General features: G+C 59.6%; 10 protein-coding genes. 7 read left to right on the top strand and 3 right to left on the bottom strand.

What is annotated here, in order from left to right; translation table 11 throughout:
• Positions 1-282, bottom strand: a 282-nt coding sequence (locus BLW21_RS08725; protein WP_217633849.1) for a transposase, incomplete at its 3' end; no start/stop codon positions are given.
• Positions 283-608: 326 nt separating this feature from the next.
• Here BLW21_RS08725 and BLW21_RS08720 point away from each other — a divergent pair.
• The 4 genes from BLW21_RS08720 to BLW21_RS08705 all read left to right on the top strand — a co-directional run bounded on the left by BLW21_RS08720 (position 609) and on the right by BLW21_RS08705 (position 5,420).
• The gene (locus tag BLW21_RS08720; RefSeq protein WP_092739072.1) at positions 609-1,502 is read left to right on the top strand and encodes a class I SAM-dependent methyltransferase; all 894 of its coding nucleotides are present in this window, start codon (positions 609-611) and stop codon (positions 1,500-1,502) included.
• A 158-nt stretch (positions 1,503-1,660) separates the two neighbouring features.
• Positions 1,661-3,283, top strand: a complete 1,623-nt coding sequence (locus BLW21_RS08715; RefSeq protein WP_092739071.1) for an Ig-like domain-containing domain — start codon at positions 1,661-1,663, stop codon at positions 3,281-3,283.
• Positions 3,284-4,226: 943 nt separating this feature from the next.
• Positions 4,227-4,718 (top strand): DUF4385 domain-containing protein, encoded by a 492-nt coding sequence (locus BLW21_RS08710; RefSeq protein WP_092739070.1) that lies wholly within the window; start codon positions 4,227-4,229, stop codon positions 4,716-4,718.
• A 219-nt stretch (positions 4,719-4,937) separates the two neighbouring features.
• On the top strand, positions 4,938-5,420 hold the full coding sequence (locus tag BLW21_RS08705) for a hypothetical protein (RefSeq protein ID WP_092739069.1): 483 nt from the start codon (positions 4,938-4,940) through the stop codon (positions 5,418-5,420).
• Positions 5,421-5,625: 205 nt separating this feature from the next.
• On the opposite strand, the gene BLW21_RS08700 is transcribed toward BLW21_RS08705, so the two are convergent.
• Positions 5,626-7,032 carry an inorganic phosphate transporter gene (locus tag BLW21_RS08700; RefSeq protein WP_092739068.1) on the bottom strand — a complete coding sequence of 469 codons (1,407 nt, stop codon included), beginning with the start codon at positions 7,030-7,032 and terminating at the stop codon, positions 5,626-5,628.
• A 361-nt stretch (positions 7,033-7,393) separates the two neighbouring features.
• On the opposite strand from BLW21_RS08700, the gene BLW21_RS08695 reads away from it, so the two are divergent.
• The gene (locus BLW21_RS08695) at positions 7,394-8,917 is read left to right on the top strand and encodes a glycine--tRNA ligase (RefSeq protein ID WP_092739067.1); all 1,524 of its coding nucleotides are present in this window, start codon (positions 7,394-7,396) and stop codon (positions 8,915-8,917) included.
• A gap of 173 nt (positions 8,918-9,090) precedes the next feature.
• Here the strand turns inward: BLW21_RS08695 and BLW21_RS08690 are convergent, their stop codons facing one another.
• Complete coding sequence (locus BLW21_RS08690) at positions 9,091-9,489, bottom strand: hypothetical protein (RefSeq protein WP_092739066.1); 399 nt, start codon at positions 9,487-9,489, stop codon at positions 9,091-9,093.
• Between the two features lie 236 nt (positions 9,490-9,725).
• Here BLW21_RS08690 and BLW21_RS08685 point away from each other — a divergent pair, with 236 nt between their 5' ends.
• Entirely contained in the window at positions 9,726-12,149 is a 2,424-nt protein-coding gene (locus tag BLW21_RS08685) for an efflux RND transporter permease subunit (RefSeq protein WP_092739065.1), read from the top strand.
• A 194-nt stretch (positions 12,150-12,343) separates the two neighbouring features.
• The gene (ileS, locus tag BLW21_RS08680; RefSeq protein WP_092739064.1) at positions 12,344-15,889 is read left to right on the top strand and encodes an isoleucine--tRNA ligase; all 3,546 of its coding nucleotides are present in this window, start codon (positions 12,344-12,346) and stop codon (positions 15,887-15,889) included.
• The last annotated feature ends 69 nt before the right edge of the window (positions 15,890-15,958 follow it).

The following is a 15,958-nucleotide window of genomic DNA, read 5'->3' as shown; positions in this document are numbered from 1 at the left end:
CGAGTCGACCAGCACCCAAGCATAATCCGGCTCCTGCACCGCCTGGAACAGGCCCTCCCAGACCCCAGCCAGCGCCCAGCGGCGAAAGCGTCGGGCTACCGTGTTCCAAGGGCCAAACCGTTCGGGCAGGTCGCGCCAGGCGCAGCCCGTGCGCACCCGGTAGACCACGGCGTTGACAAAATGGCGGTTGTTGCGGCCTGTGCCGCCTGCCGTACCGGCCTGCCCAAGTGTGTGCGGCTGAATCAGTTCCCATTCACGCTCAGTAAGTTCGTGGCGTCGCATCCCGCAAATTTAAACATGACTGTCCACACACTCTAGAAAGGAAAAGTCATTCTGAGCAAAGCCGGAGGCGGAGTCGAAGAATCTCTACCGCACTGCTAACCCTGACGACAGGAATTACTGTGGCACGCGAGATTCTTCGACTCCGCCTCCGGCTTCACTCAGAATGACGGTTTTTACTTCAGGTATTCTTTTTTCAGACCATCAACCGGCCGCCGTTTCTTTCTGATTCTGCGGCCGGTTTGGTTTTGTACCTTCGCCTAGCGGCTGACTTCTGGACCCAACCTGGTCATTGCAATCAGCGAAATCAACCTAATCAGCGAGAATCAGTGATTTACGAACGTTTGGATGAATGCCCGGTGTGTGGCAAAACGGAACTGCGCAATAAGCTGGTAGTCGAGGATAAGTCGGTGAGCCGCGAGAGTTTCGCCATTCAGCAGTGCGCGGCCTGCACGTTCCAGTTCACCAACCCCCGGCCTGATGCCGCCCACATTGGCCGCTACTACGAGTCGGACGAGTACGTGTCGCACAACAGCGGGGCGGGCGGGCTCATCAACCAAGCCTATAAGGTAGCGCGGGTGTTTACCATGCGCCGCAAGATGGCCCTGCTCAATAAGCTGGTGCCAACCAAAGGCAAATTGTTCGACTACGGCTGCGGTACGGGTCACTTTCTGGCTGCCGCCAAGGCCGATGGCTGGCAGGTGGCCGGCTGGGAGCCCAATGCCGGGGCCCGCGAGGAGGCCAGCCGGCGCGTGGGCCAGCCCATTGGCCTGGCCGGGCTGGTCGATTTTCAGGAGGCGTCCTTCGATGCCATTACGCTCTGGCATGTGCTCGAGCATGTGCACGAGCTCAACGGTACGCTCAAGCAGCTCATCCGGCTGCTACGGCCCGGCGGCACGCTGGTTATTGCCGTGCCCAACGTAGAGAGCCTCGACGCCCAGCACTATGGCCCCGACTGGGCAGCCTACGATGTACCCCGGCACCTGTACCACTTCAGCCCCAAAACCATGAAGCTGCTGCTCAAAAAGCATCGGCTGCGGGTGGAGGAGGAGCTGCCGATGCCGCTGGATGCCTATTACGTGAGCATGCTCAGCGAAAAGCACCGCGCCGGCCAGAAAGGCGGGTTATTATCGGTGCTGAAAACCGGCTACCAGTCGAACCAATACGCCGCCCGTCACGAGGGCCAGTACAGCAGCCTGATTTACGTGGCCCGCAAGCGGTAGGGGAGGGGCAACGGAACGCCTGCCATCCTGAGCAGCCCGAACGACCTGAACAGCATACCCTTCGGACAGGTCGTTGGCGCCGCCCAGGATGACAATTAGTTTTCCACCACCGTCGTTCTCAAAATCCACGTACTCCTATTCAATCTGCAAACTCCGCAATGCGCTTAGCTTTCCTTCTGATTACGGCCGGGATTTTGGGCGGCTGCGCGGCCATTAGCTCGCCCGAGGGCGGCATCCGCGACACCACGCCGCCCAAGCTTCTCAGCTCCACGCCCGCCAACGGGGCCCGCAACGTAACAGGACAGAGCATCCGGTTGGAGTTTTCGGAGCAGGTGCAACTGACGGACCTGGCCAAAAACCTGCTTGTAGCCCCGGTGCTCAGCAGAGACAATACGTACAAAATCCGCGAAGACCGCACGTCCGTCACGCTCACGTTCGAGCAGCCCTTCCGGCCCAACACCACGTACTCGTTCAACTTCGGCGACGCCCTCATCGACATTACCGAGAAGAACAAGGCGGCCAACGTAACGGTGAGTTTCAGCACCGGGGCCCAGCTCGATTCGGGCGCGGTGAGTGGTACGGTGGTGGGCCTGCTCAGCCAGCAGCCGGCCGAGGGCGTATCGGTGCTGCTTTACCCCGAGGCCGACACGTCGGACGTTAAACGCGGCGTGCCCACCTACCTGGCCCGCACCGATAAGCAGGGCCGCTACGCCCTGCGCTACCTGAAAGAAGGCCGCTACCGCGCCTATGCCCTGGCCGACAAGAACCAGACAAACCGCTACGAGGAGCCCGAGGCCATCGGTTACCGGCCAGACGGCGAGCTGCTGACGGTGGGCCCCAAATCGGACAGCCTCAACTTCGTACTGACCAAGCCCGATAGCCGCCGCCCGCTCATCACAACCCAGAAAAGCTCGCCCACCGACCAGCGCATCAGCTACAACGAGGGCCTGCTGACTGCCACGCTGGCCCCGCTCGGCAGCACGGCCACTCCCGCACCGGCGCTGCAGGAAGCCGTGCAGCTGGCCGAGCGTAACCGGATGGCCATTCTGTACCGCACCGCTGCCCTCACCGAGGGCCGCTACCTGCTGGCCGCCACCGACAGCGCCGGCAACGTGGCCCGCGACACGATTGCCGTGAAGTTTGCCGAACCCCCGCCAAAAGCGCCCAAGCCAGCACCGGCTTACAGCGTGGAGGGCAACCCCAAGGAAGTGTATCGCCAGGGCCAGGTGAAGTTCGTGTTCACCGAGCCCGTGCGCTTCGACCCCAAAAAGCCCTTCGGCACGCTGGTAGAAGACTCGCTGAAGCGCCGCCCGCTGCGCCTGCCCCAGGATGGCACGCTTAGCCCCGACCGCTCTACGCTGGCCATCAACCTCGATACCAAGGCGCAGAAAACCGTTACGCTGCTCCTCGACAGCACGGCCCTGCAAAGCACTACGGGCCGGCTGCTGGGGCTGCGGCCCCTGAAGCTGCGGGTCGTCGAACAGACCACGACTGGCACGCTCAGCGGCCCCGTCCAGACTACGGCCAAGCGTTACTGGGTGCAATTGCTCGACGACAAGGGCCAGGTGCTGCTCAGCCTCGACAGCCCGAAGAACAGCTACCGTTTCGACAACCTCGCGCCCGCCACCTACCGCCTGCGCGTGCTCGTTGATAGCAACCAGGACGGCCGCTGGCAGAGCGGCGACCCCGACCTGAAGGCCGCCCCCGAACCAGTCTTTCTGTTCCCCAAGCCCATCACCATCCGCTCCAACTTCGATAACGTGGAAACACTGCGCTTTTAAGCTGCTTTTCGCAGCATGGTGTCCTCAAACAGCCCGAATCCGTTCCCCGGATTCGGGCTTTTGTTTGGGGGCCGGACCTTCAGGCAAAAGCGCGGAGGGCCGGTGGCGCCAGTGCTGGCTCTGCTGCTTTCCAGCTATCCACCCCCGTACTTGCGTCGATTCAGACAGCCGACCGGAGCTATCTGGGGGCCGATCTGGCCCCCCGGGCTTGCCGCCAACTGCTGGGCAGCTATAATCCTATTTGGCGCTATATAGGAGAAGGCCGAAAAGATATCCACATCGCAAAACGACTGCTGGACGCTGTCAGCGCCTTTTTGGGTACTGGGCTTAGGGCTAATCCACATAGTTTTCCACGCTTACCGCGCCTGCACGCATAACCTGTGGATAATGCCGGGGAAACATGGGGATAACCCGTGGAGAAGTTGCGGACATCTTTTTTTGGTAGTTCGGCTCCCCCAACAGCTCTATTATCCACCTTGGGATGGTGGATAAGGGTGGATAACTATCCCCCGAAAATCCCACAATCCACATTGGCCCGAGGCTGTGGATTGTGGATATCGGGATAAGTACTGTGGATTGTTAAAAACTCCTGTAAAATGCTGATGTAAAGACTTTTATTATCCACATACCCTGTTGATGGACGGTGGATAAGTGCAACCTTGTACACATGTTATCCCGGCCGTGGATAACTCTCCATTCTTATCCACTTATCAACAGCCCTAACGATGGGGATTAAAAAGATTTATTTAAAAAAAGAATTTCAAAAGTTATTAAGCTTGTGGATAAGCGGGCTGGTTTCCGGATTTCCCAAACAGCCCCGCTCTGTCCGGAATCTGCCGCGGCATTTGGGAAAAGTACCGGGTTGGGACTTCGGGTGGTTTTCGGTAGCCCCGTAGCCCGAAGCCGCGTATACAAGGCGTCTCTTCTGGTCCGACCGCCGCTTATGCCCTTCGACTACGACCTCGATTTTACTGCCGTGGATTTTCGCCGCCACCCCGAACTTTACCGGGTGGGCAAGGGCGAGCAGGGGGTGCTGCTGGTGCAGCCCTATAAAGGCGAGATTCTGCCCCACTGGCGCTTCCGCACGCCCGAGGTGGCCCGGGAGTCGGCCGATACGATTTACGGGCTGTTTGAGGCCTATCTGAAGGTCCACGACTTTGTGGGTGCCGATATGGCGCGGAAGTTTCTGCAGATGGGCTACACCCGCGCCCGGCGCTACGCCAACCACCGGGGGGGGAAGAAGTACGCGGGGCCCGTGCCGGCCGATAAAAAGGGCCAGAGCGGTGCCCATGGCCGTGCCGAGATGCCCCGCTCCCCCGAAGACCCTGTCAAGGCGGAAGCGGCCGCTATTTTCAAGGCCAAATGGGACGAGGCCCGCGCCAACCCCGCTTACCAGGAGCAACGGGCCGAATTTGAGGCCCGCTACGGCAAGTGAACCTCTGGTGAGCTACTAGCGGAAAGCTGATAGCTTTTGTCGTTTTATCCGTAGAACTGTTGTTGAACCGAGGCAGAGGAGCTGGAACACTGGTTCGCCTTACCTTTGAGCCACCGAAAAGCTGCGCACACCCGGATTCATCCGTTAAGATTTTCGCCAGAATAAAAGCTGTCAGCTATCAGCTTAAAAAACCATTCATCTCTCTTTTCCCCAGTCACTATGCAAACCCCCGCCCAACCCTCCAGCACCGAAGAACACGAAATCCACCTTGGCACCGGCATGGGCCCGCTTAAATTCGGCGCCTCCCAGGATGAGGTTCGCTCGCTGATGGGCGAGCCCGAGGAAATCGAAGAGTCGGAAGAAGAGGACGAGTTCGAGCACCAGGCCTGGAACTACCTCGACGAAGGCTACTCGCTTTACTTCGACCGCGAAGACGACTACCGCCTCAGCTGCATCGAAACCGACCACCCCGGCATCCGCCTCTACGGCGAGGCCATTCACGGCCGTAGCCCCGAGCAGATTCAGGAGCTGATGAAAGGCCACGGCCACGAGCACAGCGAAATCGAAAAAATGGACACCGGTGAGATGCGCATCTCCTACGAGAAGGAGATGATCGACATGTATTTCGAGGATGAGGAGCTTCAGTTTGTCAACTTTGGGGTCTTCATCGATGAGGATTTAGAGGTACAATGGCCCGCTTAATTAACAGTTATCCACAAAAAGCCAGCTTTTAGCTGTTGATAAGTTGATAACTTCTTCATTTATCGACTTTTCGCAGCATTAGCATCTGTTTTTGAGACAACTGTTCCTGATCCGGTACTGAACTGAAAAACAGTTATTCATCAAAAAAGCCGCCCCGAATCCCGGGGCGGCTTTTTAGCTTATTTTAAGATGTTGGCTAAGCAGATTAGCCCGGCAGCACGGCCCGCAACAGCAGGAACAGCAGCCCCGACAGGGTCATGGTAACCGGTAGCGTAAGCACCCAAGCCAAGGCAATATTGCGCACCATTACCGGGTTCACGTTCTTCACGCCCCGGCTGGCCACCATGCTACCCGCAATGGACGAAGTGAGTACGTGGGTGGTAGACGCCGCCAGGCCCAGCGCCGAGCTGATGCCAATCATGGAGGCCGCAACCAACTCCGAGGAAGCGCCCTGCGCGTAGCTCAGGTGCTCCTTGCCAATTCGCTCGCCAATGGTTTTAACGATGCGCTGCCAGCCCACCATAGTGCCCACGCCCAACGAGAGCGACACGATGATGAACACCCAAGTCGGGGCGTAGTCGGTGAACGATTTCAGGCCCTTGAGGCCGTCGTCCAGCGTCTTCCGATCAAGCGTGCTCAGGCGCACCTTGTCGCTGTCCTGAATAACTTTGGCGCGGTTGGAAAGCAGCAGAATACCCTTGCGAATCTCGAAGCGGGCCGGTTGGGGCAGTTGCTCGACTGTGGTTACACCCGTGAAAATCCGGTCGAGGTTGTTGGTCTGCACCCGGATTTCGGCCACTGTTTTCTGATCGGCCAGGCTTAGCTCCGGCACGTTCACGCGGTTCATTACCTGCTCTACCCGCACCAGCGAGTCGCGCATGTCGAGCGGGTTTTTGGTGTGGTCGAGGGCGAAGTAGGTGGGTACAATGCCGATGAGTACGAGCATGATCAGCCCCACGCCCTTCTGCCCGTCGTTCGAGCCGTGGAAGTAGCTCACCAGGGTACAGGTAACCACCAGAATCAGGCGGATCCAGAGCGGCGGTGGCTTGTGCTTGTGGGGCTCCTTGAAGATGGACTTATTCTTGACCACCCGCCGCAGCAGGAACATAAGCAGAATGGTGAGCACAAAACCAAAAGCCGGCCCCACGATGAGCGCCAGCCCGGTGTCGCCGGCCTTGCTCCAGTTCACGCCCGAATCGACGACGTTGGGCAGGAAGCTATAGGCAATGCCCACGCCCAGAATAGAGCCGATAAGTGCGTGCGACGAAGACGAGGGCAGTCCGTAGTACCAGGTGCCGATGTTCCAGACGATGGCGCCCAAAATCAGTGCGCCCACCATGGCAATACCGTGGTACACGTTCTGATCGACCAGACTTTCGACGGGCAGCAGATACACGATGCTCATGGCCACGGCCACGCCGCCCGTGAGTACCCCGATAAAATTCCAGAACGCCGACCAGATAACGGCTACCCAGGGGCGCAGGGCATTCGTGTAGATGACCGTTGCTACGGCGTTGGCCGTGTCGTGGAAGCCGTTGACGAATTCGAACGCGCAGGCCGCAAGCAGGCAGGCAGCCAGCAGCAGGAGTACGTGAGGCTCTAAGCCGAACATAGGGGGGGGATTGGTGAGAGTACTGATTTCATCATCCCAAAGGTAAACCTACCCTTAGGCGGGGCAAGATTATGAAATTGTTACCGACCAGTTCCGGTAAGGGCCGATTGAGGCGCTAAACGCAGGCGGTTGGTATTGGTTGAGGTGAGCCCACAACCAGCCCCCAATGCGCAAATCAAGCACAGAAAAAGCGCACAGCCGCCGCCACTGGCATGAGCCGCACTTACGCTTTGCGCTGCCGGAGCGCTTCTTTTTTAATCGGCAGCCAGTGCGTCAGGTACTCGTTGAAGCTTTGGCTACTTTTGTGGGGAAGGCGGCCTCCACCAGGCGGTTCATTCTCCTTCTAACCTTTCTTCTCCTCATGAGTAACGCCCCTAAACCCGCCGCCGCGGCCACTACCGAAGGCACGCTGGCCAATATCGTGTCGCACGCCAAGGAATACGGCTTTGTATTCCAGTCCAGCGAAATCTACGACGGCCTGGCCGCCGTGTACGACTACGGCCCCAACGGCGTGGAGCTGAAAAACAACCTTAAGCAGCTTTGGTGGAAGGCCATGACCCAGCTCCACCAGAACGTGGTGGGCCTGGATGCCGCCATTTTCATGCACCCGCTTACCTGGAAAGCCTCGGGCCACGTCGATGGCTTCTCGGACCCCATGATTGATAACCTCGACAGCAAGAAGCGTTACCGCGCCGATGTGCTGCTCGAAGACAAAGCCGCCGAGCACGAGAAGAACGGCGAGCTGGCCCGGGCCGAAACCCTGCTGGCCGAAATGGGCCGTCTGCTCACGAGCGAGGATCTGGCCGGTGTGCGCCAGCTCATCATCGACGAGCAGATTCTGTGCCCCGTCAGCAAAACCGGCAACTGGACCGAGGTGCGCCAGTTCAACCTCATGTTCTCGACCCAGGTGGGCGCCGTAGCCGAGGATTCGAGCCAGATTTACCTGCGCCCCGAAACGGCCCAGGGCATCTTCGTCAATTTTTTGAACGTGCAGAAGTCGGCCCGGCAGAAGGTGCCGTTTGGTATTGCCCAGATCGGCAAGGCCTTCCGCAACGAGATTGTGGCCCGGCAGTTCATCTTCCGCATGCGGGAGTTTGAGCAGATGGAGCTCCAATTCTTCGTGCGCCCCGGCACCGAGGGCGAGTGGTACGAGCACTGGAAGGCCATGCGCCGCCGCTGGCACGAGGTGATGGGCCTGCCCGCCGACAAGCTCCGTTTCCACGACCACGAAAAGCTGGCCCACTACGCCAAGGCTGCCGTCGATATCGAGTATGAATTTCCGTTTGGCTTCAAGGAAATCGAGGGTATCCACTCGCGCGGCGACTTCGACCTGACCCAGCACCAGGCCCTGAGCAAGAAGAAGCAGCAGTACTTCGACGCCGACATCGACCCCGAAACCGGCAAGGCCTATGGCAACTACGTGCCGTTCGTGGTCGAAACCTCGGCCGGCGCCGACCGCCTGTTCCTGGCCACGCTCTGCCAAGCCTACCAGGAAGAAACCATCACGGAGGGTGAAGGCGAGCAGCAGCAGACCAAAACCCGCACCCTGCTACGCCTGCACCCGGCCGTGGCCCCCATCAAGGCCGCTATTTTCCCGCTGGTAAAAAAGGACGGCATGCCCGAGAAGGCCACCGAAATTTTCAACAGCCTGCGCCACGATTTCCGCGTGATTATGGAGGAGCGCGACGCCATTGGCAAGCGCTATACCCGCCAGGACCTCATCGGCACGCCCTTCTGCATCGTGGTTGATGGCCAGACGCTGGAGGATGACACCGTAACGGTGCGCCACCGCGACTCGCGCGAGCAGACCCGCATGCCCATCTCGGAGCTGCGCGCCTACATCGGCGAGGCCGTGAGCTTCTCGCGAATATTTGAGCAGCTGTAGAAGGGAGGAGCTGGAAGCTAGGAGTTAGGAGCTGGAATACCGGCTGTCATCCTGAGCAAAGCGAAGGACCTTATCACGTAAAAGCGAGTCGTTATTACGGCCGTTTATACGTGATAAGGTCCTTCGCTTTGCTCAGGATGACAGCCGGTATTCCAGCTCCTAACTCCTCCCAACTAATTCTCGCTCAACCATTGCGTGGCGTCGCGGCGGGAGGTGAAGTAGTTGAACTCGACCTGGGCCGGCGGCAGGGTGGAGGAGGCGATGGAGTTGCCAATCTGGTACTGATACTGCCCTTCTGAAACGAGGGCAGCAATAAACAGCGACTGGACGGGCTGCCGGGCCAGCGCCTCGCTGAGTGGAATCAGTAGCTCCTCCAGGTCGTCGGTGCTGGGGGAGTTACGCTTGAGGTCGAGCAAGAGCTTGCCGATATTCTGAGCCAGCATCTCCTCCAGGGCCAGCTGGTAGGCCTGCCCGAATGAAACCGACAGCCCGGTAGCCGTGTAGCTCAGGTGCATGGTTTCAGAATCGGAATCGAAGGTGAGCGACGTATCGGGTGAATGATACAATACCATGTTGAATGGAAAATAACAAGCCTATGTGGCAGTAGTGCAATTTTTACGCGCTACAACGGCTTGAACGAGCCATAGTTACGGAACGTTCCGTTGAGAATGTTGCCTATATTCCAAATAAAAAATATTCTTTTCGATTGGTCGTTTACCCGAAGCGGCTGTTCGTCCGGCACTTACTCGTTGGTCTTGTACTCGCCGGGTGCCCCGGGTTGCGTACCTTTGCTGCATTTTAACGGTCTATGTGGCGGAATCTTGCCCTGTTTGTAATTAAAAACCGCCGGCTGCTGGTTGGGCTGCTGGCGGCCATTACCGTGTTCATGGCCTGGGAGGCGCGTAAGGTCGAAATGACCTACGACTTCGCCCAGGTAGTCGCGCCCGACGACCCGGACATGGTGTATTTCCAGCAGTTCAAGCGCCAGTTCGGCGAAGACGGCAACGTGCTCGTGCTCGGCATGCAGGACAGCTCGGTGTACGAGCTGGGCAAGTTCAACCAGCTGCACCAGCTCACTGATACGCTCAGCCAGGTGGAGGGCGTGAGCGGCGTGCTGAGCGTAACGCGGCTGCCACGGCTCGAAAAGGACACCCTCAACCGCACCTTCCGGGCCGTGCCCATTTTCCGGGGCCCGCCCGGCGCACAGGCCGAGCTCGACTCGCTGATGCGGGTGGTGAATGAGCAGCAGTTCTATAAGGGCCAGCTGATTTCGCCCACCACCGGGGCCACGCTGCTGGCCCTCACCATCGACCCTAAATACCTCAATTCGAGCCGGCGCGAGGCCGTAATGGCCGAAATTCTGGCCCACGCCCACCAGTTCGAAAAGGACACCAAAATCCGGCTGCACTACGCCGGTTTGCCCTACGTGCGGGCCACCATGACCACCAAAGTAGCTTCGGAAATGAAGCTGTTTGTGGGCCTGACCATTGCCATGATGGCCCTGACGCTGTTCATGTTCTTTAGAACCTGGTCGGCGGTGGTGTTTCCGTTGCTCATTGTGCTGATTGTGGTAACCTGGTGCATTGGCAGCATGGTGCTCATGGGCTACAAAATCAACCTGCTCACGGGCCTGATTCCCAGCATTATCATCGTTATCGGCATCCCCAACTGCACCTACCTGCTCAGCCGCTACCACTACGACTACCGCAAATCGGGCAACCAGGTGCTGGCCATGACCCGGGTGGTGCGCAAAATCGGCCTCGTGACGCTGATGAACAACACCACCACGGCCATCGGCTTCGTGGTGTTCTGCTTCACCAACATTGCCATTCTGTTCCAGTTCGGGCTGGTGGCCACCATCAACATCTACGTCGCCTTTCTGGTGTCGTTTATTCTGATGCCCATCATCTTCACCATCCTGCCGCCGCCCACGCCCAAGCAGCTGGACCACCTGGAGGCCAAGCCGCTCATCAAGCTGTTGGAGTTCTTCGATTACCTGGTGCTGGAGCGCCGCCGCACGGTGTACTTGACGGCCCTGGCGCTGGCCGTGCTGGCCGGCGTGGGGGTGAGCAAGGTGAAGTCGGTGTCGTATATGGTCGATGATTTGCCTAAGGATTCGACGGTGAACTCCGACCTCAAGTTTTTTGAGCAGCACTTCAATGGGGTGATGCCGCTGGAAATTGTGGTGGACACCGGCCGGCCCAAAGGCCTGCTGAAACTCAAGAACCTGGAGCGCATCGACCGGCTCGAAAATTACCTGCGCACCCTCCCGGTGCTCACGAGTCCAGTAAGCGTGGTAACGGCTCTCAAGGCTTCCAACCAGGCCTTTTACAACGGCAGACCCGATTTCTACCGCCTGCCCGACAACTCCGAGAAGAACTACATCTTCAGCTACCTGGCCCGCTCGCAGAGCCAGCCCGGCGCCGAGGGCAACCTCACCGGCAAGCTGCTCCGCTCGTTCACCGACTCTACAATGCGCGAGGCCCGTATCTCGCTCAAAATTGCCGACATCGGCTCGCAGAACCTCGACACGCTGCTCAGCAACCAGATTCGGCCCCAGATCGACAAGATTTTCAAGGACACCGACCTGACGGCCCGCCTCACCGGCACCACCATCATCTTCACCAAGGGCAACGAATTTCTGATCGGCACGCTTAAAAGCAGCCTGCTGCACGCCTTTATCCTGGTGGGCCTGGTAGTGCTGATACTGTTCCGCTCCTTCCGGACGGTGTTTTTTGCCCTGCTGCCCAACTTCTTTACCCTGCTGCTCACGGGTGGCATTATGGGCTACTTTGGCATCCCACTCAAGCCTAGCACGGCCCTCATTTTCAGCATTGCCCTGGGTATTGATGGCGACAACTCTATTCACCTGCTGGCCAAGTTTCGGCAGGAAATGGCCAGTAACGGCCGCCGGGTGCGGGCCGCCATCAGCACCACGCTTTCGGAGGCCGGGACCAGCATGATTTACACCAGCATCGTGCTGTTTCTGGGCTTTTCGGTGTTTGCTTTCTCCGAGTTCGGGGGTACCAAAGCCTTGGGTTTGCTCATGTCAGCCAGCCTGCTCATCACCAACTTTTCCAACCTGATTCTGCTGCCCTGCCTGCTCGTTACCTTCGAGCACGGGGCTAAGGAAGAGGAAATCGACCAATCCAGCATCCGCCATTACGACGACAACTACCACGCCGAGGACGACGATTTGGAGTTGGATTTGGGCCGGATGAGGAAGAGTTAGCCGTCCGCTTGGCCGCCTCACGTTGCGCCTCACCCCCTAGCCCCCTCTCCGAAAAGGAGAGGGGGAACTAATTTAAAAATTGAATCTGAATTCTAGCTCTAGTTCGTTGCACCTATTTCTAGTTCCCCCTCTCCTTTTCGGAGAGGGGGCTAGGGGATGAGGCGCAACATGAGGCTAGAAAAGCTCAACAAACAATGAACTACCCCGAATTCAAGCAGCCGCTCAACTACGGCCAGGTCGGCACCGATATCCTGGCGTGGTGGAAGCAGAACAGCATCTTTGAAAAGAGCGTGAGCAGCCGTGAAGGCCAGCCCACGTTCGTGTTTTACGAGGGTCCGCCTTCGGCTAATGGCGCGCCCGGCATCCACCACGTGATGGCCCGCACCGTGAAGGACATCTTCTGCCGCTACCAGACGCTGCTCGGCAAGCAGGTGCCCCGCAAGGGCGGCTGGGATACCCACGGCCTGCCCATCGAGCTGCAGGTGGAAAAGGAATTGGGCATCACCAAAGAGGATATCGGCAAGAAAATCAGCATCGAGGAGTACAACCAGCGCTGCCGCGAAACCGTCATGCGCTTCAAGGCTCAGTGGGACGACCTGACCGAGAAGATGGGCTATTGGGTGGACCTCGACGACCCCTACATCACCTTCGAGCCCGAGTACATCGAGAGCTGCTGGGCCCTGCTCAAGAAGCTCTACGACAAGGGCCTGCTCTACAAGGGCTACACCATCCAGCCCTACTCCCCGGCGGCCGGCACCGGCCTGTCGTCGCACGAGCTCAACCAGCCCGGCACGTATCGGGATGTGATGGACACGACCATCGTGGCCCAGTTCAAGGTGCAGCGGGATGCGGCTTCGGAGAAGCTGTTCGCAAATGGCCCAGGAGCCCCAGGGCTGAAGCCCTGGGCTAGTGATTCTGGTGAGCTAGATGAGAACAACTCAATAGCCCAGGGCTTCAGCCCTGGGACCCCTGGGACCCCTGGGACTGGGACCCCTGGGACCCCTGGGACCCCTGGGACAGCCGCCGAGCCGGAAACGTACATCCTGGCCTGGACGACGACGCCCTGGACGCTGCCCGCCAACACGGGTCTGGCCGTGGGCAAGAATATCCCGTACGTGCTGGTGCGCACCTTCAATGCCTATACTGGCGCGCCCATCCGGGTGGTGCTGGCCGAGGCGCTGGTAGGCAAACACTTCTCGGAAAAAGGGAAAGAAGCCTCGCTCGAAGACTTCCAGGCCGGCAATAAAGTGCTGCCCTGGCGCATCGAAAACACCTTTAAGGGCGCCGACCTCGTGGGCATCAAGTACGAGCGCCTCTTCGGTCAGGACAACGGGTATCCGGCGTTTGAGAACGAGGAAAACGGCTTCCGCGTGATTCCCGGCGACTTCGTGACCACCGAGGACGGTACCGGCATCGTGCACATTTCGCCCACGTTTGGCGCCGACGACTTCCGGGTGGCCCAGCAGAACGGCGTGCCCGCCCTGATGGTGGCCGACGACGAGGGCAAGCTCGGCCCCATTGTGGACCGCACCGGCCGCTACGTGGCTCAGATGGGCGAATTCGGCGGCCGCTGGGTGAAGAACTACGACGGCCACGACCAAAGCGGCGCCGACTACAAAACCCTCGACGAAAGCATTGCCATCCGCATGAAAGGCGACGGAACGGCCTTCAAAGTGGAGAAGTACGAGCACACCTACCCGCACTGCTGGCGCACCGACAAGCCCGTGCTCTACTACCCCCTCGACTCCTGGTTTATCAAGACCACGGCCGTCAAGGACCGGCTCATCGAACTCAACAAAACCATCAACTGGCAGCCCGCCAGCACCGGCGCCGGCCGCTTCGGCAACTGGCTCGAAAACCTGGTCGACTGGAACCTGAGCCGCTCGCGCTACTGGGGCACGCCGCTACCCATCTGGCGCACCCAGGACGGCACCGAGGAAATCTGCATCGGCTCCATCGAGCAGATGAAGCAGGAGATTGACAAGGCCGTAGCGGCCGACATCATGACCCACAACCCCTACGCCAACGGCGAAAAGGTGGACCTGCACCGGCCCTACGTGGACGATATCTTCCTGGTGAGCCCCAGCGGCCAGCCCATGTACCGCGAAACCGACCTCATCGACGTCTGGTTCGACAGCGGCGCCATGCCCTACGCCCAGTGGCACTACCCGCTCGAAAACGCCGAGAAATTCCAAAAGAACTTCCCCGCCGATTTCATTGCCGAAGGCGTGGACCAGACCCGCGGCTGGTTCTTCACCCTGCACGCGCTGGCCGTGATGCTGGAAGACTCGGTGGCCTACAAGAACGTGATGGCCAACGGCTTGGTGCTCGATAAGAACGGCAACAAGATGAGCAAGCGCCTCGGCAACGCCGTCGACCCGTTTGCCACTATCAGCCAGTACGGCCCCGACGCTACGCGCTGGTACATGATTGCCAACGCCCAGCCCTGGGACAACCTCAAGTTCGACGCGGCCGGCATCACGGAGGTGCAGCGCCGCTTCTTCGGCACCCTGTTCAACACCTACTCGTTCTACGCCCTCTACGCCAACCTCGACGGCTTCCAGGTCACCGAAACGGCCCGCGTGCCCCACCATGAGCTAAGCGAACTGGACCGCTGGATTCTGAGCAAGCTCCAGTCGCTCATCAAGGAAGTGCGCGGCTACTACGATGGCTACGACCCCACCAAGGCCGCCCGCGCCATCCAGGATTTCGTGACCGACCAGCTTTCCAACTGGCACGTGCGCCTCTCGCGCCGGCGGTTCTGGAAGGGCGAGCTGACCCCCGACAAGCGCGCCGCCTACGAGACGCTCCAGGAGTGCCTCACCACCGTGGCCCAGCTCATGGCTCCCATCGCGCCCTTCTTTGGCGAGTGGCTTTATAAGAACATGACCGACGGCCTGCGCGCCGCCGGTGTGGCCGAAAACAGCCCCTTCGCCGCCGAATCGGTGCACCTCACGCTGCTCGTGCAGGCCGATGAAACCCGCATCGACCCCGCGTTGGAAGAGCGTATGGACCTGGCCCAGCGCATCAGCTCACTCACTCACTCGTTGCGCAAGAAGTCGGTGCTGAAGGTGCGCCAGCCCCTCCAGCGCATCCTAGTGCCGGTGTTCAACGATACCACCCGCGAGCAGGTGGGCCTGGTAGAAGACCTGATTTGCGCCGAGCTGAACATAAAACACGTGGAATTCCTCGACGACACCAGCGGTGTGCTGGTGAAGTCGGTGAAGCCCAACTTCAAGCGCCTTGGCCAGCAGTACGGCCCCAAGCTGAAAGTAGTAGGCGCCCGCATCCAGCAGATGAGCGCCGAGGAAATCAGCACCCTCGAAAAAACCGGTCAGCTGACCGTGGACATCGAGGGCGAAACCTACGCCCTGGCCCCCGACGACGTGGAAATCCGCACCCAGGATTTGCCCGGCTGGCTGGTGGCCACCGATGGCGCCCTCACCGTGGCCCTCGACGTGACCCTGACCGACGAGCTACGCCAGGAAGGCGTGGCCCGCGAGCTGGTAAACCGCCTCCAGAACCTGCGCAAGGACAGCGGCCTGGAAGTCCAGGACAAAATCCGCGTGACCCTGGGCCAGCAGCCCGAGCTGGAAGCCGCCGTGCAGTCGTTCGGCGACTATATCCGCGAGGAAGTGCAGGCCCTGAGCCTGGATTTCGGCCCGGAAATCAGCGGCGGAACAATGCTCGAATTCGACGAGTATTCGGTGCCCGCGCAGCTGGAAGTGGCAACTGCCTGAGCCTGAGGTGCCAACCGCCGTCTCCAAACCGGCGGTTGGCACATCGGCGTACAAAGTAATTTGCTGCGC

Origin of the sequence: Hymenobacter psychrophilus, assembly GCF_900107135.1 — a bacterium.
GTDB lineage: Bacteria > Bacteroidota > Bacteroidia > Cytophagales > Hymenobacteraceae > Hymenobacter > Hymenobacter psychrophilus.
Note: the sequence above shows the minus strand (reverse complement) of the source record. Positions and strands in the feature narration are given on the sequence as shown.